Raw genomic sequence first — 26,404 nt, 5'->3', positions numbered from 1 at the left:
CGGCCCTTTTGATGGAGAGCGGGCCGGGGCTGGCTCATCTCTCAATCCTAAGGTTCCGCATAACCCGCACAATGCACAGGAATAAGACGCTTCCATAGAGTCAGGATAAGGCATGGTGGCGCAACGCCCGGTGCCGAAAATCGGCTGTGATCTCCTTGCTCTGGTCGAACCAGGAATGCACGGCGAGGTAGTCGTCGACCGTGCCGCCCCATTTCTTCACCGAGGACAGGGCGTGGTGATACGGATGTGCCATCGCCGCCCCCTCAGAAATCGTGGGTATAGAGTTCGGACGAGGTGAAGCGCTCGTTGAACTCGAGGTGAATGGAGCGAGCGAGCGCGTCGAAGCAGAATTCGCCGTAAGCCCCGTCGTTGTTTTCCCAACCTCCATGGGTGTCAGACAGCAAGTCGTAGGCCAGTTGCTCGACGACATCTTCCAGCGAAAGCGCCCGCATCTCGACCTCCGGATCGTCCCAGGTCAATGCGGCATAGGCGATCTGGGTCTTGGGGAAAGTGACTTCGGCGTCGCCAGCGTAGGCTGCGATGCTTTCAACCTGGCCGCTATCGCCATAGCCGTCAAAGCTCACGGTCACATGGGTGATGCCCGCGGCAGTCAGGCCATCGAAGAGGCGCTCCTTGTTGGCCGGTCGCAAAGCTGCGATCCGCGCGTCACGCTCGGACTGCCGAGCCAGCACGGCGGCGAAATCAATCCTGGACGGCGCCATCGGCGCGGCCAGGGTGGGTTCGATCTTGGACATTGGAAACTCCGAAATGAGGGAAAGGATCTGAACCCCGAGGCTCTCTCTCGTCCTCCTAGGCTCACATCCTCCCCTGCCCTTCTCTGACTCTCGGGCGTCACGCCGCGATCTGCAGTGCGCGAGACGCGAAGACACGCCAGAGCGGATCGACAAGACGGGCATCGAGAACGTCGGCGTGGTGCCGCAGCCGTCGCGCGAGGCCATGTTCATGCCACTCGGCCGCTCGTATGGCATGCGCGCGGGTCTGGCTGGCCTCGGAGACGACGGCGCGGGCCTCGGCGGCATTTGCGACAGGATGGCACCAGGCCATTGCGCCATCGCTGGCGGCTCCAGCCAGAACGAGGCGGTCCTCTCGATCGAGGATTGCCAGGATACGCGGCGCATCCTCAGGGACGAAATCCTCCGCTTGATCGATCGCGCTCTGCATGGCCTCGGCCAGCGTGGCGAAACGGTCCAGAATCTCGGGACGTGCCTGCCCAGACATGAGGCCCGCAGGCGCGCGGCACGCTTCCGTGAGTGCGAAGGGCAGGCTCGAGTCTACAACGGCAGTCGGGAAGCTCGGCGGCAAACCTGCTTGCTGCGTTGCCGGCGGAGTTTGGGAGGGAAGATCAAACATGCGAATATCTCCGACGGTGCGGGAAGCCACTCTCCCCGCTACAAACCGTCAAAGACCGAACCGCCGCCCTCTTCCTCGAAAGGGGCGACGGCTGCAGATCCGAAAGGCGCGTCAGAGCTTGGCCAGGGCCCGCAGGCTCAGTTCTGTCCCGGCGCCGACGATGATGTGGTCGTGGAGCGTCAGGCCGAGATACTTGCAGCCCTTCTGGATCTCCTTGGTCATGCTGAGATCGGCCTCCGACGGTGTCGGATCGCCCGACGGGTGGTTGTGGATCAGGATCAGCGCGCTGGCGTTCAGCATCAGCGCCCGCTTGATCACCTCGCGTGGATAGACCGGGACATGGTCGACCGTGCCGATCGACAAGAGCTCATCGGCGATGATGCGGTTCTTGCGGTCGAGATAGAGGACATGGAAGCGCTCGATGGGCCCTCTGACGCTGAACGCGCAGTAGTCCATCAGCGCCTGCCAGCTGCCGATGACCGGGTTCTGGCTGAGGTAGCGGCCGAGGATGTCGCGTGCCTCGAGGATGACAGTTTGTTCCTGGGGGGTCATGGGGGTCTCGCTGAATTGCGCACACCGAAGTCCCCTGCCCTCTCGGGGCGGGGCCAGTGGCGTGCATGTGGAAGAGGAAAACGCGACCGCCGCGGATGCAGGCGGCCGCTGTGCCGGGCTTCGCGTCAGCCGACCCGGTCGAGGAGCTTCTTGGCGCGCCCTTCCATATCAAGGCGGGCATCCTGCTGAGTCTTGTCGCGCGCAAGCCGGGTAATGCCCTGTACGAAGTCGAAAATGCTCTCGGGCGGGCGACCTTCCTCCATCAGCACCTTCTCGATGATCTTGCCGGATTCGGCCATCGAGAAACCCCGTTTGCGCAGGAAATCCGCGCGGTCTTCGTCGCTGCGCGCCACGACCTGCTGCCGCGCGGCCTTGATGCCGTTCACGAAGCCCTGCGGCGAGGAATTGGCAAACCGCGTCAGCGCCGGAGCCGCCTCATGGGCGAAGCGCGAGGCGGCGTATTTCGAGTGGCGGATCTTGATCTCCTGGAAATCCTCGACGCCCCAAAGGTTGCGGTTCTGGCACACCGCCCGAAGGTAGAAGCTCGCCATGCCAAGGGTCTTCGCCCCCACCTCGGAGTTCCAGCAGTAAAATCCCCGGAAGTAGAGGTCGGGAGAGCCGTCCGCCAGCTTGCCCGCCTCGATCGGATTGCGATCGTCGACCAGAAACAGGAAGACGTCGCGGTCCGAGGCGTAGAGCGTGGTCGTGTCACGGCTGATCTCGACGTCGGGGTTATAGACCCCGGTCGACCAGTCAAGCACACCCGGCACCTTCCAGCGCGTGTCGCCGGTGCCATTGCCCGCGATGCGCTGCACCGCCTCGACAAGCTCGAAGTCATGGATGCGACCGTAGTCGGGACCGGTCACGGCGCGCAGTTCGGTCCGGCCATCCTCCGTCTCGAAGGTCTTCACCTGCTCGGCGCGGTGGTTGGTCAAACCGTATTGCAGGTTGATCCCCGCCAGCGGCGCGGGCAACTGCCGCAGGTAGGAGGCCGGCGCGCCGACAATGCTCGCAAGCTGGCCGAAGGCCCAGTGCGTGGGCGCGACCGGCTCATGCGCTTTCGGAAGAACCAAGTGCAGCCGCTCTGCACTGTCGCGCGCAGCCTCGACACGGATGTCGGCGGTTTGCACCACCCGGCTGCGGCTGCGCTCAGAGCGACCCTTCACATTGGCCCAGAGATCGTCGAGCGACAGGTACCGCTCGTCATCGGGCCGGTTAAACCATTCGGACGACACCCGCCCGTTCCGCTCGCCCCGGCTCACATCCACTTTCCAGCCACCGGCCCGCGCCGGCTGAACCGGATCCATAACTTCCACAACGCCCATCGGCTATCTCCCGCGACAGGCGCCGGGAGCCACTCTCCCAGCCCTCAACCCGTCACCGGGAAACCGGCACTCCTCTCACTCTCGGTGGCCGGCTCCGCCGCGTTAACTTCCGCGTCGATGTCAATGCACTATCGGGAAAACGCAATCGGGTCCAACATGCGGAGGAGCAAGTCTATTTGATCTTCTTGAGTTCCTGGATCTCACGGAGCGCGGCACGTTCAAACCGCCTGATCTGCTGAGTGATCTTTTCGTCATCGCCGAATGCGGAGGCGCTGCGCCGCCCATAGGAAGAAAAGTTGCGTACGATCCGAACACCTTCGTCGTCACGCACCTTCAGGTGGGTGAAACGGCGATACAGGCGTTTGGTGTGTGCCTTAGTCGATTTTCCAGATGCGATGTTTCTCTCCGCGATCTTGCGGGTTCGGCGCATCGCCCTTCGCATCTTTCGCCACTGCCGAGCGAGGGAGCTTTCTCGAATGGCTGGCCCCTCTTCGTGGAGCGAGAAGCCTAGGTATTGTGCTGCTTTTCCCGCTACGACGCCCGTACCCGTGAACTCGGTCCTTTCGGTCTTGTGGGGAGAGATATCCAGCTTCTCTGCCTTGATGCGATCCATGATTTCGGCTTCGGCTGCTGCGGCGTGAGCAGGGGCGCAGATCACCAAGATGTCGTCCGAATAGCGGCGATACAAAGCACCGATGCTGTCGCAGAAAGCGTGCGCTGCCGCGTCGAAATCAATCATGTACAGGTTCGAAGCTGCTGCGCTGATGGGGGTGCCCTGAGGGATGCCTCGCCGATGCCCCTTTGCCAGTTCGGGGTTGGGGTGAAACTTGATGCCATTGGCCTTGAGCTCTTCGACACTGGCGATCCGGTCGCGGCCTTTCTCCTTGAGCCGGGAGGAGAACGTGGCGTTCGCCTTAAGCTCTTCCATATCAACATAGTGGAACGCGGTGATCGCCCGAAACACGCGCATCCAGTGTTCGGGCAGCGAGGTTACGCCCAGCACTGCCTTTAGGCGGCGTTTCAGGAGCGTGTGGTCAAGGTTGTCGAAGAAGCTGCTGACGTCGAACGCCAGTATCGTGACGGGGGCATGGGTCTTGGCAAACGCAAGCACTTCCGCCGAGAAATCGTAGTTACCACGCCCGAGTGCACGATAGGCCAAAACGCTATCGGAGAGGCCCGCGGCGTTATAATGGGCGTCCAGCAACTTATTCATCTCGCTGGCGTAGAACGAAAGTATACAGGCGTCCCGGTGCGATGCGTATTTGATCGGGCGGTCCTTCGAAGTGATCGTCCGCTTCCCTGTCTTCGGGCACTTCTTGTAGCGTTTCTCGGATTTCGTGTAGTGCAGGAGTGGGAGGAAGGAGTGCTTGAGCACGAAGTCCGGGTCCATTGCCTTGCCAGCGAACTTCTCGCCAACGGGAAGATCGAAATGGCGGTAGCCTCTAGACTTAAACCAATCGAGCGGCATTCAGCCTCCTTGTCGCAGAGTTCGGAGGACTGGCCCTGACCCTGGGCTCCGGTTTGTTAGGCCGGGCGTCCCCCGAACGCACGCCACCTTCTGTCAGCGTATACGTTCAGCGTCTCACTTCCGAACGCCTCGCAGACACGGGTCTCGAAACGCGAGGTGGTATAATGTAACCGTGGAGGTCCGAGCTATGCTCAGTGTCTCATTCAGTCTGGCTCTGGTCGCGGCGATGCTGTTCGGCATCGTGCTGCCAGGTCACCATAAAGAAGTTGACAAGTTCAACGGCCAAACCCGTGGGCCATTTCCCGCGGGCAATAACGATTTGGTGAGCGAGTGTCGGCAATTCAAGGTTGCGAAAAAACAATTTTTGCCAATCAGCGTTGGTGTCAGCAGTTGGAAAACCCGGCAAGCTTCCCCGCCGGGCCCGAGGGGGAGACCCCGTTCCTCAGAACGGGATCTCATCGTCGCGGTCGACCAGCTCGGGGTTTTCGTTCTCGGCCGACTTCGGGCGGCTCAGGAAGTCGACCTTCTCGGCGATGATTTCGCAGCCGTAGCGGTCGTTCCCCATGCTGTCGATCCACTTGGTGTAGTGGATGCGGCCGTGGACGAGGACCTTCATGCCCTTTTCGCAATGCTCAGCGACCGTCTTGCCGAGACCGTTGAAGCAGGTGATGCGGTGCCATTCGGTGTCCATGACCCGGTAGCCGTTCTCGTCGCGCATCACACGGCCTTCCGAGAGGCGGGGGCGCGAGGTGGCGAGGCTGAAGTTGGTGATCTTGGTGCCGCTCTGGGTGGTGCGGACTTCGGGGGTCTGACCGATGTTGCCGGCGAGGATGACGATGTTCTGCATGATAAGCTCCTGTGTGTCCTGTCTTCGGGACCGTCCCTTCGACAAAACCCTGAAAAAGCCCGTCGGGTGACGCGTGCACGGTGGACAGCATGGACACCGGACACCCCCAGAGGACCGGGGTGGAGCGGGCAGGACGCCAAAGGCGGCCAACACGGCCCGGACTGACGCGGGGTTGCGCGCAGGAGACCGAACGGGATTAGGGGATTGTCCGTCGAAGGGATGGCCCAGGAGACAGAGAGATACGGGGAGCCCATGCCAGACCATGCCCCCTTGCCAATCGGACTGTTTGACCCAAAGCCCAGCACCCCACCAGCGGCGCAAGTGTCGATCACCGGCTCTCGCCCCCCTGCCCTTCCCTGCAGGGGAATGCAGGGCCTTGCCGCGACAGGCTATCGATACTGGAATATTCAGGACACGAACCGCACCAACGGCTGATTTCGATCTCGGGACATTGTCGCCCAACGCTCTGCAGAAAATGCGGAAGAACGTCGCCAGGTCAATCTCCACGATCTAGGATTGGCAGATGGCGAAAGGTTGCACCAAGGCGGAAGCCATCGCCACGGGATGGACCACTTCCTGGCCGAACTGATCGGGGAGAATTGAAACCGCTTGTGCGCCGGCATCTCAGGGTTTCCGGCACCCTGAGCTCTTGGCGCCGACCTAGTCAGATCACGGCCGAAAACTACGGGGGTTCGTCGATGTGGCGGCAATAGATTGACGGCCGACGACATGACCGCGCGGAAAACTCCGGGTTCAGTCTGGGTCGGACGGATCACCTGCGTCCAACTCGAAAATCGTTGCCTCGGGTTTTGGCCCCATCACACGCGTTGGCAGATTAGGCGCAGGCAATTGCCCTCTGTGGTGCCCCTTCACCAACACAACTTTACCGCTGCGATAGCGCCGCTCATGTTCGCTCACCCAATGGCGAACAGGGCCGCTTCGCCTGTCCTGGACCTGACGCTCGAACTCAAGGCGAGCCTGCCGCTCCTGCATGTGAGCCGCGGCCTGCGGACCAATGCGGATTGTAAGATGGGATTTCTGCGCACCTAGAATCCAGGACTTCCCGAATTTTCGAGCGGTCTTGGCATCCTTGGCTGTGAACGTCTCGTTTTCCGTGGGAATGATGCCACCCAAGTCCGGGGAAACCAGCATCGCAAAGAGCGCGTAGGGGATGAAAAGATCGTAACCTGTTTCAACTTGGTGCACCGTGCGCCGACCGTTGATCATTTCCTTCGTATCACCGCTCCGCACACGAAAATCGACCATGGAACGGCTCAATTCGACTTCGACGTTGTCGTAGTTCAATTCGCCTGTCGGAGTTCGCTTCACAAGCAAAGCGCAGATTGGGTCGACGACCCGCGAATTCTCGCGGCGATGGAACATCGTGATGCGCAAGTGACCCTTGTTTCGATCATCGATGAGATAGCCGCGTAGACCAGTGCCTATGGGTTTGTCGTCATGTCTCGTTACAGGTGAAGCCCGTTCAAAGCGCGCGACACCCAGCTCTCGATCATCAAATTCGACCCAAACAACGTCGGCGGGGAGCTTTACCTCACCCAGAATGGCCATTGCGGGAAGACCGGTTTCCGAAGCCTGCTTGGCGACTGCGTCATGAAGCGTATCGCCATAGGCTGCAGCCATATGGTCGAGCAGGTACACTTTCGCCTGCTGCAGGGCATCGAGCGCATACTCGCGAAAAAGCCTCAGATCCTCGGACGGCGTAAGGTGCCAAACTAAGTCGTCAGCAGGAGCCGATTTACCCGCAAGCGATGAACCGTATAAGGAAATCAATGATTTGTAGAGCATGCGACGTAACCTGAACCAAATACGACGCAGTTTCCGACGAACCCTGACGATGTTCAAGCTGCATTCATTGCACTGCAATTGACCGCTGATGTCTGGGCAAAGTCAGATTGGCTGACGCTCGAGCTTGTTTTCTTAATGCAAAGGCATGTCGACCATCGTCGGCTCATTTTGCCGGTCGGCCGGAACGGTGGACAGGCGAAAGGCCCGGATCGGAGCCTTGCTCCGAACCCGAGCCGTCTTCGACCCCGTTGGCTTCACGCCCACGGGTCGATCTCACCCACCACCTGAACCTCGTCTCCGTCGATTTCATCGGCGGGGACGGCGCCATAGGTTCCATCGCCTGCCTGGAAGACGACGATCGAGACCATGAGCGTGGCGGCGAGAGAGGCGGCGAAGGCGTGAGCATCTTTGCGGGACATCTGTTTGGCTCCTGTCTTGGAGGCGGAGGACCATCCCCCGCGCGACAGGACCCCGCAGGCCCGAAGACTGGCTGACATCACCGGGTGCGTTCGGCTCGTCCGAATCCACCCGGCGGCACGGGCTCGCCCGTAGTCCGACCCCTCGCGGGTTGATCTCGAAGACGGGATTCGGGGCAAGGAAGGGAATGGCGAGCGGGGGATGGTGCGACCGCTGACTGGAGCCGGGTGTCCCGCTGATGCCATCGGTGCCAGCCTCCTGGGCAGGCTTTTCAAGGAATACGTCTTTCCGTGTTGGATTGGATTCTATGGTGCCCCGCGATTTCGCGGGACAGGGTCGTGATGGGTGAGAGGCCCGCGCTTTGGCGGGCCCCTTGGGTTCTACATGGGCTCAGGCGGCAAGCTCCGCGCCCCCTGCCCTATCGCCGTCCTCGCTGCCGACGATCTCCAGCCGCGCGTTGCGATAGCCTTCTTTGGCGATCCAGAGTTCGGCAGCCGTGACAGACTCGGCCAGGTGGAGCAGCTCCGTGCAACCGCCGAAATCCAGCAGAACACGCACCTGCCCAGGCTGTGGTTCCTCAGCGACCTCGAAGGTCAAGGCGCTATCCGCCGAATGGGTCCGCATGATGGTGACGAGAATGACCCCGTCCGAGGAGAAGTTCCCCTCGTGCAGCGTGAACGAAGCCGGTGCGATCCAGGTCGGATAGGGTCGCGGCGGCTCCTTCTTGACGAGACGGCCGATGCCGTTCGAGCGTTCCCAGGCCGCGAGCTTCTTCGTGAACCGCGCAGGTGGTTTCGGACTGTTGTCGGTGTAGCGAATGAGCGCCCCCAGGGGCGCGGTGTCGAGAATGGTGATTGCAGACATGATTCCTCTTCCCGAATGCACAAAATTGCATTCATCGTATTGATATTATTGTATTTTATGTGATTGAGGGCGGGTTTCCCCGCCCTCGGATGGCGCGGATCACTCCGCAGCCATCATCGATGCCTCATTGCTCGGCAGCTCCGCTGTGAGGAAGGCGGGCAGGTCGACATCTTCGGCCTGCTCGGTGTCGGAGTCAGGCGCCCCCTGCCCTTCCACACCGTCGAGTGCCGCCAGATCGTGACGGCGAAGAACCTCCGGCAACCAGCCGCTGCCTTTCAGCAGACGCTCGGCTTCGGTCGCCATCTCGCCCTTCTTCAGGTGATCGAGGAGTTGCGCCGTCCCTTCACCTTTCGCCTCGCGCACGGCCTCGAGGATCCGGGCCTTGGGCACGCGGTTCAGGTAGGTATCGGCCGTCGGCTGCCAACCCGCCTCGACCATGTCGAGTTCGACCGCCTGTGCGACCAAGTCCGACTGGGTCATCCGCCTGGTCAAACCGCTGGCGGAGATACCGGCACCATAAGGGTTCACCTTCTCATGGAGCGCGTTGATCCCGAAGCTGAGGCAATGCGCGAGTAGCGACAGCCGGCTCCCTTGATCAAGGGAGGTCAGGTAGTCCCAGAGCGCGGCATCGTTGCCGAGCGGCAAGTCGGCCTCCCACCCCGCGTGGCGGTCGTCCACCAGCTTGGCCACCACGCTGTCCTTCAGATCGCTCGCCTGCGCGGACATGTAGACGTGACGCACCGAAGCCTCGAGGCAGCTGCTGGCCGAACTGGACGTCTGGAAGGTGTCATTGACGAGCTTCAGGAGCAGCAGCGTCAACGCGACGTCGGGAGAACGCCCGACAGCTTCGCGCAGTGCCAATGTCCGGTGCGCCGTCAGCTCCATGACCAACCGCTCGGGCAAGGGCTTCAACGCACCATCGTCCTCGTCGTCGGGCATGTTCGCGCCAAGCGCTTGACCAGCAGAGGTGATCACCGTGCCGTGGCCGACACCATCCGTCCTGCTCGCAGATGAAAGCTTAGCGACCTGCCCGTCTGCCGCCTGTTCACCGCTGTGGACGTCGGCATCTTCCCGAGACTCATCCTCGGGTCGCACAAAGCCCCGATAAACGGCAAGCTCGCCATAGCGATCAAGCGTCACGAAAGCCCCTGCCCGCGCGATCTCCTCCGCGTCGAAAATCAGCGGCCGGGCCTCGAGCTTCTCCATCGCGACTTCCAACTCGCCAAGACGCGCGTCGATCTCTTCGGGGAATTCATCCTGGCCCCCGTATTCCTCTTCGAGCGCTCGGTATTCGGCAAGCAGCTTGGCATGGGCCGCGCCTTCGTCATCCGTCATCGGCGCCGGGTCTCCGCTAAGCCGCCGCAAACCGTGGCTGTAGCCATAGGGCAGGTCGAGCGAGACCTCGATCCATTTCCAACCTTCGGTCGCGATCGCTTCGGCTTCAGCCTGAAGCTTTTCGCGAACCAGACGATCGAGTAGGGCAGAGTCTTCCAGCCAACCGCCGTCATCGCCCTGGAAGAGGTCATGCAACATGGTGCCGCCAGCAGCCTCATAGGCATCGACGCCGACAAAGACGGCCCGACGGTCAGAGGCGCGAACAGAGGTTTCCGTCAGCATCCGCCGGATCTGATACGGCTCCTTGTTCCACGACGACTTGATCGCCTCCCAGACCTGAACCTGACGCTCGTGATCCGGATTGACCGTGAAGGCCATCAGCTGCTCCAGCGTCATCTCGTCCTCGGCGTAAAGCTCGAGCAGGGCAGGGGCCACGGAGGCGAGTTTCAGGCGCTGTTTGACCACCTGCGGCGTGACGAAGAAAGCGGCCGCGATCTCTTCATCGCCCTGTCCCTTCTCCCGCAGCGCCACGAAGGCGCGGAACTGATCGAGCGGATGCAAGGCAGCGCGCTGCATGTTCTCAGCGAGCGAGTCGTCTTCGGCGAGGATCGTGGAAGTGGCATCCCGAACAATGCAGGGAATGGGCGTCGTCTTGGCCAAGCGTTTCTGCTTCACCAGGAGCGAGAGTGCTTGGAAGCGCCGGCCGCCAGCGGGGATTTCGAACTTGCCGGTCTCGGATCCGTCATCCGCCAGAACGGGCCGAACGCTCAGGCTCTGCAGCAACCCGCGGCGGGCGATGTCTTCGGCCAGTTCCTCGACCGAGATGCCGGCCCTGATGCGCCGGACGTTGGACTGGCTCAGCACGAGCGTGTCGAAGGGAATGTCCCGGGACGGGGACAGGGTGACTTTCTGGGCAGATTTCGCCATCAGATCTTCTCCGCGACGGGCGCCGGAAGCCACTCTCCCGATCTCACTTCCCGTCACCCCTTTCACAGTCCATCTCTACCTCTCGACATGTCCACCGCGGTGGACATCACGCAGTTGCTGTCCCAGAACGAGAAAGCCTCTCCAACAACAGTGATGGGTTGAAGTCAGTTTCTCTGCGACCGAGCGTGATGCTGTGGAAATACGCTCCAAAGTCTCGGATGCGATTGCTCATCTGGAGAATTATGAAGATGGCGCATGATGCTTTTTGAGAGCCTATCTTCTTAGCAGCCTTTTCGAAGGTGCTTTCGTGGATTCCCATCATTGGAGCGAGCGTTCTCGCGTGGCTTTCGACATCGTGCCAGTTCCTAAGAGAGTTCGTTGCGAACGATGTAGCCTGGTCACAAACTGTTGTGAGCGTTTGCAGGGGAGGTGTTTGGCTGTTGGTCCCGCTTTCTAAATCTTTTTGTTCTTTTTTAGACTTAGAATGGTGGCGGACAGTTTGCCCGTCATTGGCGGGCAGTTTCATTGTTTCTGGTGCGTCCACCGCGGTGGACATCTGTTTGCATTGAGCCTCCAGTTCGCCGAGCAAAGTACGATACTCCGCGATCGAGAGCTTCCTCCGAAGAACTCGGCGTACCTGATGAGTGAGTTCGTTCTCGGGGTCAGCTTCGTCGATCTGAGCAAGTTTGGTTAGGATTTGCTTTCGCAAAAACACGCGATCCCGACGAGCGTTTTCCATCGCTTGGGCTGTCGCAAGTAGTTCGCCGGCACGCGCGAGCAACGGAGCCAGCGACAACCCATAGCTAATGGACTGACCTTCGGAGGACTTCACTCGGTATCTCTTGCGATTTGGGCTGTCGTGGCGCTTCATGAAACCGAGTTCAACAAAGCGATCGATGTGCCTACGGAGGGTTCGTTCATCGATCCCGCCAACTCGACGGCAGATCTCGTCGTTGGAAGCGAAGACTGTGTCTCCATGCCCAGGCTTGAGAAAGCTCAGCATCGCTTGGAGTGTTTGAACATGTCCTGGACGGAGACCGAACAGGCTGCGAGTATCTCTGAGCGCGCGGAAGACTGCCCAGATGTCGGTTTCAGGTGTTGACGTGGCGGGGGTGCCCTTGCCGACGCCAAAGGTCTGAACGGAAAGCTTTGTGAATGCCATGTTTGTTGAACGACGACCGTTGCGGCCCACAACTTCCCCGGCTCTTCCCGCTGTTCTTGGCGAGAAAAGGCAACAAAATGACGTCCACCGAATCGGTGACTCTTGACCGGTATGTCGGAGATTGCTACATCACAGGTGCTAATCAGATGATGAGGGCTCTCCGGGGGAAACCTTGGGGGGCTCTTTTCTTTTTGGTCTTCGCCTTTCTCCTCTGCTCGTGTTTTTGGTTATGACCGGGGATCAGCTCCCCGAGCCTCTCTCATTCTGCCATTGTTCAAAAAGCTGTCGCAGCGTGGTTTCCGCGCGCTCTTCGAGCCATTGGCCGAATTCCGGGTTGTCCTTGCGGGTGATCTTGATAGCGATCGACTTGCCATCGACTGAAAGTGTGCCGACAGGGCTACCACTATTGTCCTTTACCACGGTCGTTTGGCCACGGGCGCTTTGGTCGGCTGCGCCACGCGCCTTGCTGGAGCAAGCAACATAGACGGCTTGAAACTTGTCCGAGCTTGGAGTGGTGTCAGGCAGAGAGGCAAGTGTCTCACGCGCAATGTCGACAAGCGGAACCTTCTCTGAAAGTGCAGCAAGATCACCCCATTGGCGTCGACCTACGCCATGAGCCGGGCCGATAAGCCGGACAAGTTCGTCAGGCAGCTGCTCGATGACTACACGATGGTTCGACACACCTTGCCGGGTGAGGCCTAGGGCGTCCTGAATGACGCCAGGCTTGTAACCGGCCTCCTGCATCTCTTTGATAAAAAGAGATTTTTCAATGAAGGACGGATCCAGCCGCAGGTTGTTTTCCTGACCTTGCGCGATCAGAGAAGCATCATCATCGAGCGTTCGAACGATCGCTTTGACGGTTCCACCAACTCTTCGAATGGCTGCAAGTCTGCGACGCCCGTAGATGATGCGGTATCGATCCGGTTGGTCAGAGGGGCGAACCATGATCGGCACTTGCTGACCATGCTTGCGAATGCTTTCGGCGAGATCTTCAATGCTACTATCTTCCAGGATCAGGCGATCCCGGAGGCCATCCATATCGATCCGGTCGGGTTCGATATCTCGGATTGAGTTGGCAGTGATTTCCCGGAGAGAGTCCCGCAATCCGCCAACCGAGCCAGGTAGCTTCGAGGATTTGACCGGGGCAGGGGAGGGGGCTGCCGACTCTTTCTCGTCTTTCGGTGGCTGGTTGAAGATATTTCGAGCCATCAGCGACGCCCCCATGCCATTTGGATTGTCTGCTCCAGCTCATCGGCAACGCTGTTCACGCTGGTCAAAGCCCGATCAATGGTCTTCCGAATGAGCTGGCTCGGGTCTACCTCATAGATGGTTTGCTGAGTCATGCCGGCGTCAGAAATGGCTGTCGACTTCAGCATCGGTTCAGTCATGACTTGGCCCGCAAGGATTGAACGTAGGTACCCGGCCATTTGCGTTTGTGGTCCGTCCGACGGCTCGTAGCGTGTGATCAGGAACTTTACGAAGTCCCAAGTGACATGTCGTCCAATCGCCTCTTCGACGGCTTTGACCGTTTCCGAAGCGAGTTTGAGGAACTGGCTCATCGAAGCGATGTCGAGCATGCCGGGGACGACAGTCACAAGTAAGCCCGTGGACGCTGCCAATGCTGTCAATGTCAGGAAGCCCAGCTGCGGAGGGCAATCGATCAGCACGATGTCATAGTCTGAGTCGACTTCCTCTAGCGCCAGAGCAAGACGCTCTGCAAAAATCGGCTGAACCCTGCGCGCAAGGGCATTCGCTGTCTCGGTTTCGTACTCGGACAACATCAAGCCAGCCGGGACCATGTCGAGCTTGTGGAAGTATGTTTTCTGGATGACCTCCGAGAGCGGAACCTGATCATCGTATCTCAATGCGTCGTAGATTGTGCCGCCTTCGGCGAATTCGAGCTCAGGCCGGAAGCCGAAAAATGTCGTCAAACTGGCCTGCGGGTCGAGGTCCAGCACAAGCACGCGGTAGCCACGCAGGGCATACCTGTGTGCCAAATGGATCGTCGCTGTTGTCTTCGAGCTGCCGCCTTTGAAATTCACGACCGAAATGACCTGAAGACGGTCACCGTCTCGGCGGCCAGGTTTGTACGCGTCAGCATTTTTGCCTGTCCGCGCCAAAATGTTGCGGAGGTCGTCAACTTCTTCGGCCGTGTAGAACCTATGACCGCGACCGTCAGTGTGAACTTCTGGGAAGCTGCCATCTTTGTGGCGGTTGCGCAGGTTCGACGTACTAACGCGCAGCAACTCGGCGACCTCGGTCGAGCTGAAGCGGCGCAAGGACTTGCGTTCTTCTGGTTCGAACGCAACTTTCATCTGCCGGTCAAGCGACTCAGCAAGACTGTCTGCAAATGCTCCGATGTCGGAAGAGCCTATGCCTTGCGCGTAGCCCGTATTTCGATCATCCATGTTCAGCCGCCTCTCATGGCCTTTGCTAAGGCTCTTTGTCGTTCTGACGATCGAAGCCACGTCTGACGCGTTTTGCCGTCAGAATGGAGATGCCACGAACATCTGAGTCCGGCAAGAAGAATCTAGATGTAGTGGAAAAGTTATCCACAGCACCAATTTGGTCGCGCAGGGCTTACGCTAGATAACGCATTGATTCCCAACGATAAAAACCGTGTCTGGCGAAGCCGACATCCTTCGAGATATTTTCTGCTCGCGCGAACTAACCCCAAGGCATTGTTGGATATTTACGTGGTTTTCGTCCAATTGAGGCGATGATTCTGGAAGATTTGGGCCGAGCGAACAGGGTGGTTTGCCGACCATTAGCGCCTACAAAAGGCCGAGGCGCTCTGCACGCTCCAGCAGCATTCTGACTGAGGAAGGCTGCCAGCTGGTTCGACCGCGAGGGGTGCGCTCACGCATGGATTCGAGTCGGTCGCAGATTGCCTGCAAGGTGATCTCGGGGTCAGCACCTTTGATTGCGGCGACAATCGCAGGCAGGCGATCGTCGGTTTCGCGACGTCCAGCGCGTCCAAGCACTTCAGCGGGCAGGAATCCGTCCCCCACGTATGCCTTCACGGCGCGGAGCAAACGGCTTTGGGTCCAGTGGCGGTCGTGGGGCAGGGGAGCATTGATGATACGCAGCACGTCTTCCCAGGCCATATCCGGCCGCAGGCGGCGTACATGGGGCACCCAATCCTGCGCTGTCTCGTGCAAGCGCTCCATGTAGCCGTCCTGTCGTGCCAACCGCACCTTGCGCAGCGCTTCAGGGTCCTTGGCGCGAAGACCTGGGTTGCCGCCGACGCGGCCCTTTGAGCGTGCCGAGGCAAGTCCGGCTTTGGTACGCTCGCGGATCAGAGCGCGTTCGAACTCAGCCGCAGCGCCCAGAACCTGCAACGTGAACTTGCCCTGGGGCGAGGCAGTGTCAATCGGGTCCTGGAGCGAGCGGAAGAACGCCCCCTTGCCCTCCAGTCTTTCGATCACCTCAAGCAAGTGCGACAAAGACCGCGCAAGCCGGTCGATCCGCACGACGACCAGCGTGTCGCCCTTGCCAATCCGCTCCAGCACACGTGCAAGCACGGGCCGCGCGCGATTGCCGCCCGAGGCGTGCTCTTCAAAGATCTCGGCGCATCCCGCAGACTGCAGTGCCTCAGACTGGGGCAGGGGGGTCTGATCCTCGGTGGAGACGCGCGCATAGCCAATCAGGTGCATGAAACTGGGCCGTTTGCAATTTAATATATCGTCAATAAACGACCGTTTGTAAACGCGCGCAAGGGGTGTCTCCCTCGTCGCGCTTAGTTCGGGAAGCCTTTTATCTCTGGGCTGAAACCAACGAGAGGTGCTCCATCGCGATCAAGAAGACGGGATCCGCGGGCGCCTCTATAGTAGAAGGAAAACGCAGGCCATCAAAGCCCATCGCCAAGCGCGCATAATGGCCATATAATGCGCGCATGAACAGATTGCGCCAAACATACATGGACGATGATGGGGTGCCTCTTGAGGACATGGAGGCGTCCGAGGGCAAGGATGACGCCGACCTCTGGTTCCTGCCCGGGCCGATCGAGGACGAACCGGATTACCTGCCTCCCGGACCTATGCCTGAGGCGAAGGAATCCGATGTCGTCGATGCCTGGCGCGCGGCTGAGGCCGGGCAGGCGGCGCAGCTTGCTCGCGTCTCGGCCCGGTTGGGTATCCTCGATGAACGCCTGCGTCGGGGCCCGGCAGGCTGGCGGCAGCGGCTCGCTCTGATCGAGGCATCGGATCTCAGCTGGCTCACGCAGGACCGGATCGGCCTCGACCGGCTTTCCCTTTACATGGCGCTGCGGGTTTCGACCGTAACGGATGATGCGCAGGCGCTGTACCGAATCGGCTGGACCGTGCGGCGGCTGACCGGCGGACCCGCGCCGTTGGCGCGTCGGTCATGTGTGGGCGACCTCGAAACCTTCCTTGATCGGCGCGCCCGTCCGGGGCAGGGGGAGCGTCTCGACGAAGCTAAGGCTCCCTCGCGCATGGTCGAGATGGCAGAGCGGGAAGCCTTCGAGGACCGGGCTGCCGGATGGCTTGCGATGATGGATCAGGCCGAAGACCTCCACCCCGTAGCGCGGGCCTGCATGGGTTTTCATCTCTGGCATGTCGCGGAGCTCTCGCCGATCGACGATCCGCTCGAGGCCGCGGTGACGGCGTCGCGTGTTGCGATCACCGAACTCGCACCGTCAGGGAGCATGCCCGGCGCGATCTTCGCACCGATCGCGATGGGCGGGGGAGGGGGCTTCCGGGCGATCGGGGACCCGCCCGCCCGGCTAGCGCGCTGGCTGAACGCGATGGAGAGCGCAACATTCGCAGCCCTGCGCAGGCTCGAGGAGATCGAGGCTTGGGCGGCTGCCGCAGAGCGCGCGATGGCTCCCCTCTCGGGCAAGACGCCGCCGATGCTGCGGAACCTCTTCGCAAGCTGGCCGCTGGTGTCAGTACAGATGGCCGAGAAATTGACAGGCACGCATCGGGCAACGGTTCAGCGCAACATCGACTGGATGGACGAGCAGGGCCTCATTCGAGAGGTTACGGGGCAGGGACGATACCGAATGTGGCGGATCGTCGAGCCGCGCTCAACAGAGGCAAATTCGATGTCCGAAAGGCATGATGAGCTGCTGGCTGAAGATTTCTTCGATGTGCTGGCCGCGCTCCAGTGATCCCCGGATATTTTCCCTTCAGGCTTCCGCGTCCCGCAGCTCTCGCAGAGCAGCCAGATAGCGGTTCATGCGGCGCATGTCCTTTTCGGTCAGTGCGGCTCTGATGATGTGACCGCCCCCCGACGGCATCTCTGTGCCAAGGTGGGTCTGCGATGATCCACAAAGGAGGACGGTCATGTCGGAGATTATCACGGTCGGGCTCGATCTGGCGAAGAATGTGTTCCAGGGGCATTGCCAAGTTGTTGTGTCGTGAAGCCCCTGCTACAGGATTTCGAATGAAAATGCCATCATCCCTGGCGCGCCTGAAGGGCTTCCGCTTTCCCCGCGAGATCATCGCTTATGCCGTCTGAGCCTATCATCGCTTCGCTCTGAGCTCGGCCGACGTCGAGGACCTTCTGGCAGGGCGCGGCGTGATCGTCAGCCGCGAAACCGTCCGGCTGTGGGTCAACCGGTTTGGCGCGCATTTCGCCAATTGTATCCGGCGTGACCGGCCCGCGCCGTCGGACAATTGGCATCTGGACGAGGTCGTCATTCCAATTCGTGGCAGGAAGCACTGGCTCTGGCGGGCGGTTGACGCCAATGGCGACACGCTCGACATCCTCGTGCAAACCCGCAGGAATGCCAAGGCGGCAAAGCGCTTTCTGGCAAGGCTCATCGCGCGTTTCGGGCGGCCTCGCGTTGTGATCACCGACAAGCTGCGCAGCTATTTTGCGCCGCTCCGGAACCTGGCTCCTGGCGCCGACCAGCGGGCGCACAAGGGCCTGAACAACCGCATCGAGGGCTCACACCGACCAACCCGAAAGCGCGAGAAGATAATGGGGCGCTTCAAATCTCAACGACAGGCGCAGAGGTTTCTCGCCGCCCATGACCAGATCAACGCTATCTTCAAACCCCGCCGCTATCGCCTCACCGCCAACTCCTATCGTCATGCAAGGGCAGATGCGTTCAGCCTCTGGCACGACTATGCCCGCGAGATGACCGCGTGACCGGCTTCACACAGACTGCAACACACCAGGTGAAAATAACTTGGCAATGCCGCGTGGGCTATTGCGGCACACCGCCCGAGGGATTTCCCGAGATCGTCGCGATTGTCGAGCGCGCGGTGACGGCGGCGGTGGCGGCCGCGCGTCCGGGGGTGCGGGCCTCCGAGGTTGACCGGGCCGCGCGCGAGGCCATCGCGGCCGAGGGATATGGCGCGAACTTCCTGCACCGGACCGGGCACGGGCTCGGGATCGACGTGCACGAGCGCCCGTATATCACCGCCGAAGCCGATGTGATCCTGCAGGCGGGCAATGTGTTCTCGATCGAGCCCGGCATCTATCTGCCCGGCCGGTTCGGGGTCCGTCTGGAGGAGATCGTGATCCTGCGGGACGGGGGCGCAGAGGTGCTCTCGGGGCTGTCCCGCGCGCCCGTCTGCATCGGCGCCTGAGCACGACGGCGGCAGCCGTCGCACGTGACCCATCGCATTCGCCGGGGCGCGGATGGCTGCGCCCCGGTGTCGTCCGGTGGGGTCTTTGCGCCCGCAAGGGCTGCGACAGCCTGCCGCCCGTCAGGCCGGCGCGGTTGAGCCGCGCACGATCAGCTCGCCCGACAGGGTGATCCGACGGGGGGGCGTGCGGGCCTCGCCGATCCGGCCGAGCAGGGCGGTCATCGCCTCGCGGCCGAAGGCCTCGACCGGCTGGCGGATGACGGTCATGCCCGGATTGACCAGATCGCTCCAGACCTCATCGTCGAAGCCCGCGAGCGCGAGCCGCTCGGGGATCGGGATGCGCCGCTCGTGGCAGAGCTTCAGCGCGGCGCGCACAAAGAGACCGTTCGACAGGATCAACGCATCGGGGTGTTCGCGGTCCAGCATCTCGGCCAGCGCGGCATGGCCGGCATCGAAGCTTGGCGGCGACATGATGCTGCGCACCGGCAGGCCGTGGCGGGTCAGGGCGGCCTCGACCTCGGCCCGGCGCTCGCCGCCGGTGGAGGAGGTGGAGCCGAAGAGCCCGACGATCCGGCGACGGCCGCAGGCGACGAGATGGTCGACGAGCTGCGCCGCCGCCCGGGTGTTGTCGAGCACGATGCTGTCGAAATCGCCGCCCTTCACGGTCCGGTCGATCAGCACGACGGGCCGGTCGACCCGTTGCAGCGCCGCCGCCGTGAGATGCAGCGTCGGGGTGACGATCAGCCCGCTCACCCGCTCCTCGGCCATCAGCTCGAGATACATCGCCTCGCGTTCGGGGTCTTCGTCGGTATTGCACAGCAAAACCCGCATCCCCGCCGCATAGGCGACATCCTCGACCGCCCGGCTGACCTGAGTGAAGAACGGGTTTCGGATGTCGGCGATGATGAGGCCGATGGTCCGCGAGCGCTGCGAGCGCAGTTGCCGGGCGGCGAGATTGGGCCGGTAGCCGGTCGCGGCCACCGCTGATTCGACCCGGCGCAAGACATCGGCGCTGACCGGCCCCTGACCGAGCGCGCGGGACACCGTGGAGGTCGAAACGCCCGCTGCCCGGGCCACATCCTTGATGCTGACTGTCATTTGGTGGGAACGTTCTCACATGGGAGCTCGCGGCTATCTTTGCATAAAGCCATAATATTTCCAACGAAATTCACCCCATTCAGCCGATGTCCCGGCGTGCGGCAAAGAATCCAGTGGGAACGTTCCCACAGATATGCTAGCGTGGTCAAAACTTGGAGATTGGGAGGAGAACCAGTGTCCCATGCATCGACATCCGGGCTCGTGTCCGGGGAACTCGTCCGGCTGAACGTGCAGGTCGCCGACAAGGCGGATGCCCTGCGTCAGGCGGCGGCGCTGCTCACGGCTGCGGGCTGCACCCGTGCCGGCTTCGAGGCCAGCATGACCCGGCGCGAGGCGGCGTCGGAAACCTATCTCGGCAAGGGGATCGCGATCCCGCACGGGATGGTGGACGAGCGTGACCTCATCCTCAACGATGGCATTGCCGTGCTGCAGATCCGCGAGGGCGTGGTCTGGAACGGGGCGCAGATCGCGCATCTGGTGGTGGCGATCGCGGCGCGTTCGGATGCGCATATCGGCATCCTGCGCCGGCTCACCCGGCTGATGCAGGACGAGGCGCGGCTGGCCCGTCTTGCCCGGACCGACGATCCCGCAGAGATCATCGCCGCGCTGAATGGCGAGGAGGTCTCCGCGCCAGCCGGCGAGCTGGCCACGGATTTCGCGCAGAGCTTCGACTGGGTGATCGACTATCCCTCGGGGCTTCATGCCCGCCCGGCGACCGAATGGGCCGAGACCGCGCGCCGCTTCGTGTCGCGGATCCGCGTGCGCCATGCGGCAGAGGCGGCGGACGGCCGCAACATGCTCTCGCTGCTGCAGCTCGGGCTGCGGGCGGGCGATGCCGTCACCTTCTCGGCCGAGGGCGCGGATGCGGCGGATGCCCTCTCGACCCTGCGGGTTGTGGTGACGGGGCTGAGCGCGCGCGAGAAGGCGCAGGCCGCTCAGGCCGAGGCCAAGCGCGCGGCGACCGCGGCTGCGGGCGGCTGGGTGCCGCCGGTCGCGACCGCGCAGGACGACCAGCGGGTGATCGAAGGGGTCTCGGCGGCGCCGGGGCTTGCGATCGGGCATCTGCACCGGCTCGAGGCCGCAGCCTGCGACATCCCCGATGTCGCGCCGGGAACGCGGATCGACCTCGCCGGGGCGGCCGACCTGCTGCATGAGGCGCTGGCACGGGCCCGCGAGCAGTTGCGGGCGCTCACCGACGATACCGCCCGCCGGCTCGGCGAGGTGGATGCCGGCATCTTCCGGGCGCAATCCGAATTGCTGACGGATCCCGGTCTGGTGACGCGGGTCTCGCAATATCTTGTTTCCGGGCACGGGCTTGCCTGGTCCTGGAACCGCGCGGTCGAGGATACGGCCGAGCCGATGCGCCGCTCGGGCAATGTGGTGCTTGCCGGCCGTGCGGCCGATCTGCGCGATGTCGGGCAGCGCGTTCTGGCGCTGATCGACCCGGTGCTGGCCCGCGGCACGCCGGCCGAACCGCCGCCGGGCACGATCCTGATCGCGGATGATCTCACCCCCACCGATACCGCCGGGCTCGATCCCGAGCGGGTGCGCGGCATCGTGACCGTCCAAGGGGGGCCGACGTCGCACAGCGCCATTCTCGCGCGGACGCTCGGCCTGCCGGCGGTCGTGGGCGCGGGGGCCGCACTGGCCCGGCTCAATGACGGGGCACAGGCGATCATCGACGGCACGGGGGGGCGGCTCTATCTCGATCCGACCGCCGAGGAACTCGCCTCTGCCGAGGCGTGGATCGCCGGCGAAGCGGCGCAGCGCACCCGCGACGCGGCGCTGCGGGCGCTGCCGGCCACCACGACGGATGGTCAGCGCGTCGAGATCGGTGCCAATATCAACCTTGCCGATCAGGCCCCCTTTGCCCTTGCGCAGGGCGCCGAGGGGGTCGGCCTGATGCGCACCGAGTTCCTGTTCCTCGAACGCGCCGCGAGCCCGACCGAGGAAGATCAATACGTGGCCTACCGCGCGATGGCCGAGGCGATGGGCGATCGCCCGCTGGTGATCCGGGCACTCGACATCGGCGGCGACAAGCAGGTCTCCTATCTCGATCTGCCGAGTGAGGAAAACCCCTTCCTCGGGGTGCGCGGCGCGCGGCTTCTGCTGCGCCGGCCCGAGCTTCTGGTGCCGCAGCTGCGCGCGCTCTACCGGGCCGCACGCGACGGGGCGCGGATTTCGGTCATGTTCCCGATGATCACCTCGGAGTCGGAGCTGATCGCCCTGCGCGAGACCGCCGAACGGATCCGCGTCGAGCTCGACGCGCCGCAGATCCCGCTCGGGATCATGATCGAGGTGCCTTCGGCGGCGCTAATGGCCGACCGGCTCGCGCGCCATGCCGATTTCCTCTCGATCGGCACGAATGATCTGACGCAATACACGCTGGCCATCGACCGGCAGAACCCGGTTCTCGCCGCCGAGGCCGACAGCCTGCATCCTGCCGTGCTTGCGCTGATCGCGGCGACGGTCCGGGGCGCGCATGAACAGGGCCGCTGGGTCGGGGTCTGTGGCGGGATCGCGGGCGATCCCTTCGGGGCCGCGCTGCTCGCGGGGCTGGGGGTCGACGAGCTGTCGATGACGCCGCGCGACATTCCGGCGGTGAAGGCACAGCTGCGCGATGTCGCGATGACGGGGCTGCAGGCGCTGGCCGCCCGGGCGCTAACGATGCCCGATGCCAATGCGGTGCGCGCGCTCGCCTCCGATCCGGCGCTGCAGGGGCCGGCGGCGGTCGCGGTTGCGCCCGCTCTGCCGCAGGTGGAGGAGGCTTGAATGCGTGCTCAGCCAGACATTCGCACCGTTGCGCTGAACCCGGCGATCGACCTCACGGTCGGGCTCGCCGCGCTGATCCCGGGAGAGGTGGCGCGGGCCCGTTCCGCACGCCATGACCCCGGCGGCAAGGGGGTCAACGTCGCCTCCTGCCTCGCCGACTGGGGCCTGTCGGTGGGCATCCATGGTCTGATCGGGGCCGAGAACGAGGCGCGTTTCACGGCGCTTTTCGCCGCGAAGCGGATTTCCGATGCGATGATCCGCCTGCCGCAGCCGACCCGGACCAATATCAAGCTGCTCGAGGACGGCGGCCGGACGACCGATGTGAACCTGCCGGGATTTTCCGCTTCGGCCCGCGATCTCGCGGCGGTCGAGGCGAGCCTTGGGGGGGTGGGTCCGAATGCGATCGTCGCGATTTCGGGAACCCAGCCGCAGGGGCTTGAGGATGACGCCTCCGCCCGGCTGGCGGCGGGGCTCGCCCGGCGGGGCGCGCGGGTGGTGTTCGATGTCTCCGGGACGCCGCTGCGCACGGCGCTGACGCTCGCCCCGGATGCGGTGCCATATGCAATCAAGCCCAACCGCCACGAGCTGGAGGCCTGCCTGCGGCGGGATCTGTCGGGGCGCGGCGATCTTGTAGCCGCCGCCCGCGAGATCCTCGGCCGCGGGGTCGCGCTGGTCGTCGTCTCACTCGGAACCGAAGGGGCGATCTTCGTCAGCCGCGATGCGGAACTGCAGGCCCTGCCGGTCGCGCTCTCGCAGGGCTCCACCGTCGGGGCGGGCGATGCGATGGTCGCCGGGATCGTCGCGGCGCTGGCCGAGGGGCTGCCCGCCGAGAAACTCGCGGCACGGGCGACGGCGTTTGCGGTCGGGAAACTGCGCAATGCCGGGCCGCATCTGCCGGATCGCACCGAGCTGCGGGCGCTGGAGACCGCGGTTGCGGTGCGGCCGCTGAGCGACTGGCTGGCCGAGGCCTGAACGGCCGGACGGCCAGCCGGGCAAGAACCACGCGCAGTCGGAGGGGCTGCGCACCACTCGAAGATCAAAGGAGGACCCCATGTCTGACATCGTGGCCGTGATCCGCTCGAGCGACCGGGCAACGCACGGCGTTCTGGCGCGTGAGGCGCTGAACAAGGCGGCGGCCGAGGCCGGCCGGAAGATTCATGTCGAGGTGCAGACCGCCGACGGCGTTGTCGCGCCGCTGGATCCGGCGGTGCTCGCCGCGGCGGGGGCCGTTCTCGTGGTCGGCGAGGGTCCGCAGGATCCGCGTCTGGCGGGGCGCGCCTGTCTGAACGTGTCGCTCTCGGAGCTGCTCGACAATCCCGCGGCTGTGCTGGCCCGGCTGGAGGGCGGGGTGCCCGCCGCGGCCGGTGCCTCTGGTCTGGCCGCGCTGAAGATCGTGGCGATCACCTCCTGCCCGACGGGGATCGCGCATACGTTCATGGCCGCCGAAGGCCTGCAGGAGGGCGCAAAGGCCCTGGGTGCCACGATCCGGGTCGAGACGCAGGGCTCGGTCGGGTCGGAAGATACGCTGACGGCGGAAGAGATCGCGGCCGCGGACCTCGTGGTGATCGCCGCCGACCGGCAGGTCGAGCTTGGCCGGTTCGCGGGCAAGAAGGTGTTTCAGTCGCAGACGAAACCCGCCATCAACGATGGCGCCGCGCTGATCCGCAAGGCGATCGCCGAGGCGCGCGTGCTCTCGGGCGCCCCGGACAGTGCCGGGGCCGGCGGTGCGGCCGCTGCGACGTCTGACGCGGGCGGCGCTAAGGCAAGCGCCGGCGCGGGGGTCTACAAGCACCTGATGACGGGCGTGTCCTTCATGCTGCCCTTCGTGGTTGCGGGCGGCATCCTGATCGCGATCGCCTTCGCCCTTGGCGGGATCTACGTCTACGAGGATCAATACGAGGGCACGCTGGGCTGGACCCTGTTCCAGATCGGTAAGACCGGGGCCTTCTCGCTGATGGTGCCGGCGCTTGCGGGTTATATCGCCTTCTCGATCGCCGACCGTCCCGGCATTGCGCCCGGCATGGCGGGTGGCGTCCTTGCGGGCACGATCGGGGCAGGTTTCATCGGCGGGATCCTTGCGGGCTTCATTGCCGGCTATTCCGTGCTGTGGCTGAACCGCGCGATCAAGCTGCCGAAAACCCTGCAGGGGCTCAAGCCGGTGCTGATCCTGCCGCTGCTGGGTGTGGCGATCACCGGGCTGCTGATGTTCTACGTCATCGGCAAGCCGACCGCCGAGCTGCTCACTGCGCTGACGGCATGGCTGCAGGGGATGCAGGGCACGCAGGCGGCGCTGCTGGGGCTGATCCTCGGCGGGATGATGGCGGTCGACATGGGCGGCCCGATCAACAAGGCGGCCTATGCCTTCGGCACCACGCTGCTTGCCGCGAATGTCACCGAGCCGATGGCGGCGGTGATGTGCGGGGGCATGACGCCGCCGCTCGCTCTGGCGATCGCGACGAAGCTCTTCCCGGTGCGCTTCACCCCGGAAGAACGCGAGGCCGGCAATGCCGCCTTCGTGCTCGGGCTCGCCTTCGTGACCGAGGGGGCAATTCCCTTCGCCGCGCGTGACCCGTTCCGCGTGATCCCGTCGCTGATCGCGGGTTCGGCGGTGGCCGGTGCGATCTGCATGGCGCTCAATGTGCAGCTCAACGTGCCGCATGGCGGGGTCTTCGTCCTGCCGATCCCGAATGCCGTGAGCAATCTGATGGGCTTCGTGATCGCGATGCTGATCGGGACTGCGGTCTCGGTCGTGGCGCTCGGTGTCGCCAAGCGGCGCGTCTCTGCGACGGCCAGACCCGTCGCGAAGGCCGCCTGAGTCGACAGGGAGTGGACAAAACATGGGGGTCATCTTCGTCGTTGCGGCCCGTGCTAAGGTGAGTTCTTTGCGTGTGGGGCTGCCATGGACGTACGGATTACAATCGAAACTACCTTCGACAACGGGGAGAAGCGCACTCATCAGCTTGACGGCATTTCACGACCCTACCGGGTGACCTGTCCAGACGGGATCGGGTTGCGCCTCGAGGATGGGAAGAGGGTTGTCGAACAGATTCAGCGGGCAATTCTTTGCGATCAGGTTGAGGAAATCATCCGAGAAAGCCGCGTATGCCCGGATTGCGCCTCGGTTCGTGCCATTCATGACTATCGCACGCGCGATCTCGACACGCTCTTTGGGCGGGTTCGGGTCAAAGCCGCGCGCTTGCGCCGCTGTTCGTGTGATGCCAGGTCAGCGGCGATGCCCGGCGGACCTATTTCTCCGCTGGCCTATTTCTTTCCTGACCGGGCTACCCCGGAGCTGCAGCGGCTCCATGCGGAACTCGGGTCCCGGCATTCCTTTCGCGAAGCCGCGCGGCTGATGAAAAGCTTCCTCCCCTGCCATCCGCCCCATCACACCACGGTGCGTGACCGGTTGGGAAGAGTAGCCGCGGGGCTCGAGAAAAGTCGAAGGGCATCAGGCGATCCCGCTGAAGCACTTCCCAAAGGGGGTTTGACGGTTTTTCTGGACGGTGCGCATATCCGCTGTCGACCGGAGTATCAGCAGCGACACCTGGATCTTGTGGTCGGCAAGATTGAAAGTCGCAATATGTGCCGACGATTTGGCTTGGTCGCCAATGCGACGGCATCGCCAGGCAGCCGGATGCGAGAAGAGCTGTCAGACTTTGGATGGAAGCCGGGCCGTCTGTTGACGGTAATCTCTGATGGCGAGCTTGCTCTCCCGAACCTCATACGGAATGCCATGGGTGGCGACGGCCAGGTGAAGCATATCCTCGACTGGTGGCACATCTCGATGCGTATTCGACATGTCGAGGCCGCCGTTCAGGGTCTGGTCCAGATACCGGGATTCACTGGAATTCCGGTGCTGTTCCAGCGCCCCGCGAAAAGCCTTCGCTGGTGGCTGTGGCA

General features: G+C 63.1%; 22 protein-coding genes and 2 pseudogenes. 7 read left to right on the top strand and 17 right to left on the bottom strand.

The window, feature by feature from the left end; translation table 11 throughout:
* Nucleotides 1–100: 100 nt before the first annotated feature.
* The 16 genes from P2G62_RS17265 to P2G62_RS17190 form a co-directional block, all read right to left on the bottom strand.
* Nucleotides 101–253: a hypothetical protein gene (locus P2G62_RS17265; RefSeq protein ID WP_275736122.1), complete on the bottom strand. Its 153-nt coding sequence runs from the start codon at nucleotides 251–253 to the stop codon at nucleotides 101–103.
* Nucleotides 254–263: 10 nt separating this feature from the next.
* Nucleotides 264–755 (bottom strand): DUF6878 family protein, encoded by a 492-nt coding sequence (locus P2G62_RS17260; RefSeq protein ID WP_275736120.1) that lies wholly within the window; start codon nucleotides 753–755, stop codon nucleotides 264–266.
* Nucleotides 756–852: 97 nt separating this feature from the next.
* Nucleotides 853–1,371: a hypothetical protein gene (locus P2G62_RS17255; RefSeq protein WP_038073803.1), complete on the bottom strand. Its 519-nt coding sequence runs from the start codon at nucleotides 1,369–1,371 to the stop codon at nucleotides 853–855.
* A gap of 111 nt (nucleotides 1,372–1,482) precedes the next feature.
* The gene (radC, locus tag P2G62_RS17250) at nucleotides 1,483–1,923 is read right to left on the bottom strand and encodes a DNA repair protein RadC (RefSeq protein ID WP_275736119.1); all 441 of its coding nucleotides are present in this window, start codon (nucleotides 1,921–1,923) and stop codon (nucleotides 1,483–1,485) included.
* Nucleotides 1,924–2,048: 125 nt separating this feature from the next.
* Nucleotides 2,049–3,248, bottom strand: a complete 1,200-nt coding sequence (locus P2G62_RS17245; protein WP_275736118.1) for a DUF932 domain-containing protein — start codon at nucleotides 3,246–3,248, stop codon at nucleotides 2,049–2,051.
* Nucleotides 3,249–3,420: 172 nt separating this feature from the next.
* Nucleotides 3,421–4,716 (bottom strand): reverse transcriptase/maturase family protein, encoded by a 1,296-nt coding sequence (locus P2G62_RS17240; protein ID WP_051692164.1) that lies wholly within the window; start codon nucleotides 4,714–4,716, stop codon nucleotides 3,421–3,423.
* 199 nt (nucleotides 4,717–4,915) lie between these two features.
* Nucleotides 4,916–5,122, bottom strand: a complete 207-nt coding sequence (locus P2G62_RS17235) for a hypothetical protein (RefSeq protein ID WP_157617034.1) — start codon at nucleotides 5,120–5,122, stop codon at nucleotides 4,916–4,918.
* Between the two features lie 36 nt (nucleotides 5,123–5,158).
* Nucleotides 5,159–5,563: a single-stranded DNA-binding protein gene (locus P2G62_RS17230; protein WP_008335991.1), complete on the bottom strand. Its 405-nt coding sequence runs from the start codon at nucleotides 5,561–5,563 to the stop codon at nucleotides 5,159–5,161.
* Between the two features lie 753 nt (nucleotides 5,564–6,316).
* Nucleotides 6,317–7,369, bottom strand: coding sequence for a hypothetical protein (locus P2G62_RS17225; protein WP_038073811.1), 1,053 nt, complete (start codon nucleotides 7,367–7,369; stop codon nucleotides 6,317–6,319).
* A 254-nt stretch (nucleotides 7,370–7,623) separates the two neighbouring features.
* Complete coding sequence (locus P2G62_RS17220; RefSeq protein WP_010138195.1) at nucleotides 7,624–7,788, bottom strand: hypothetical protein; 165 nt, start codon at nucleotides 7,786–7,788, stop codon at nucleotides 7,624–7,626.
* A gap of 388 nt (nucleotides 7,789–8,176) precedes the next feature.
* A complete protein-coding gene (locus P2G62_RS17215; RefSeq protein ID WP_038073814.1) occupies nucleotides 8,177–8,650 on the bottom strand; it encodes a hypothetical protein in 474 nt (157 codons plus the stop codon).
* A 99-nt stretch (nucleotides 8,651–8,749) separates the two neighbouring features.
* A complete protein-coding gene (locus P2G62_RS17210) occupies nucleotides 8,750–10,912 on the bottom strand; it encodes a ParB/RepB/Spo0J family partition protein (RefSeq protein ID WP_275736117.1) in 2,163 nt (720 codons plus the stop codon).
* Nucleotides 10,913–11,018: 106 nt separating this feature from the next.
* Complete coding sequence (repC, locus tag P2G62_RS17205) at nucleotides 11,019–12,074, bottom strand: plasmid replication protein RepC (RefSeq protein ID WP_275736116.1); 1,056 nt, start codon at nucleotides 12,072–12,074, stop codon at nucleotides 11,019–11,021.
* 240 nt (nucleotides 12,075–12,314) lie between these two features.
* Nucleotides 12,315–13,283, bottom strand: coding sequence for a plasmid partitioning protein RepB (repB, locus tag P2G62_RS17200; RefSeq protein ID WP_233678008.1), 969 nt, complete (start codon nucleotides 13,281–13,283; stop codon nucleotides 12,315–12,317).
* Entirely contained in the window at nucleotides 13,283–14,482 is a 1,200-nt protein-coding gene (repA, locus tag P2G62_RS17195) for a plasmid partitioning protein RepA (RefSeq protein WP_148380007.1), read from the bottom strand. Before repA ends, repB begins: the two co-directional genes overlap by 1 nt.
* A gap of 366 nt (nucleotides 14,483–14,848) precedes the next feature.
* Nucleotides 14,849–15,730, bottom strand: a complete 882-nt coding sequence (locus tag P2G62_RS17190; RefSeq protein WP_275736115.1) for a recombinase family protein — start codon at nucleotides 15,728–15,730, stop codon at nucleotides 14,849–14,851.
* 263 nt (nucleotides 15,731–15,993) lie between these two features.
* Here P2G62_RS17190 and P2G62_RS17185 point away from each other — a divergent pair, with 263 nt between their 5' ends.
* The 3 genes and pseudogenes from P2G62_RS17185 to P2G62_RS17175 all read left to right on the top strand — a co-directional run.
* Complete coding sequence (locus P2G62_RS17185; protein ID WP_275736121.1) at nucleotides 15,994–17,205, top strand: helix-turn-helix domain-containing protein; 1,212 nt, start codon at nucleotides 15,994–15,996, stop codon at nucleotides 17,203–17,205.
* 275 nt (nucleotides 17,206–17,480) lie between these two features.
* Nucleotides 17,481–18,191 (top strand): annotated as a pseudogene (locus tag P2G62_RS17180) (IS6 family transposase).
* A 50-nt stretch (nucleotides 18,192–18,241) separates the two neighbouring features.
* Nucleotides 18,242–18,634 (top strand): annotated as a pseudogene (locus P2G62_RS17175) (M24 family metallopeptidase); the annotation flags it as partial.
* Nucleotides 18,635–18,754: 120 nt separating this feature from the next.
* Here the strand turns inward: P2G62_RS17175 and P2G62_RS17170 are convergent.
* On the bottom strand, nucleotides 18,755–19,732 hold the full coding sequence (locus P2G62_RS17170; RefSeq protein WP_275736114.1) for a LacI family DNA-binding transcriptional regulator: 978 nt from the start codon (nucleotides 19,730–19,732) through the stop codon (nucleotides 18,755–18,757).
* A gap of 174 nt (nucleotides 19,733–19,906) precedes the next feature.
* Between P2G62_RS17170 and ptsP the strand changes: the two genes are divergently transcribed.
* From ptsP to P2G62_RS17150, 4 genes are all read left to right on the top strand, one after another.
* A complete protein-coding gene (gene ptsP, locus P2G62_RS17165; protein ID WP_275736113.1) occupies nucleotides 19,907–22,504 on the top strand; it encodes a phosphoenolpyruvate--protein phosphotransferase in 2,598 nt (865 codons plus the stop codon).
* Nucleotides 22,505–23,476, top strand: a complete 972-nt coding sequence (locus P2G62_RS17160; protein ID WP_275736112.1) for a 1-phosphofructokinase family hexose kinase — start codon at nucleotides 22,505–22,507, stop codon at nucleotides 23,474–23,476.
* Nucleotides 23,477–23,555: 79 nt separating this feature from the next.
* Entirely contained in the window at nucleotides 23,556–25,319 is a 1,764-nt protein-coding gene (locus P2G62_RS17155; RefSeq protein ID WP_275736111.1) for a fructose-specific PTS transporter subunit EIIC, read from the top strand.
* Between the two features lie 84 nt (nucleotides 25,320–25,403).
* Nucleotides 25,404–26,404, top strand: a 1,001-nt coding sequence (locus P2G62_RS17150; RefSeq protein ID WP_275736110.1) for an ISKra4 family transposase, incomplete at its 3' end; no start/stop codon positions are given.

This window comes from Paenirhodobacter sp. CAU 1674 (assembly GCF_029222945.1).
Lineage (GTDB): Bacteria > Pseudomonadota > Alphaproteobacteria > Rhodobacterales > Rhodobacteraceae > Rhodobacter.
This window is presented reverse-complemented; position numbering and strand designations above follow the sequence as displayed.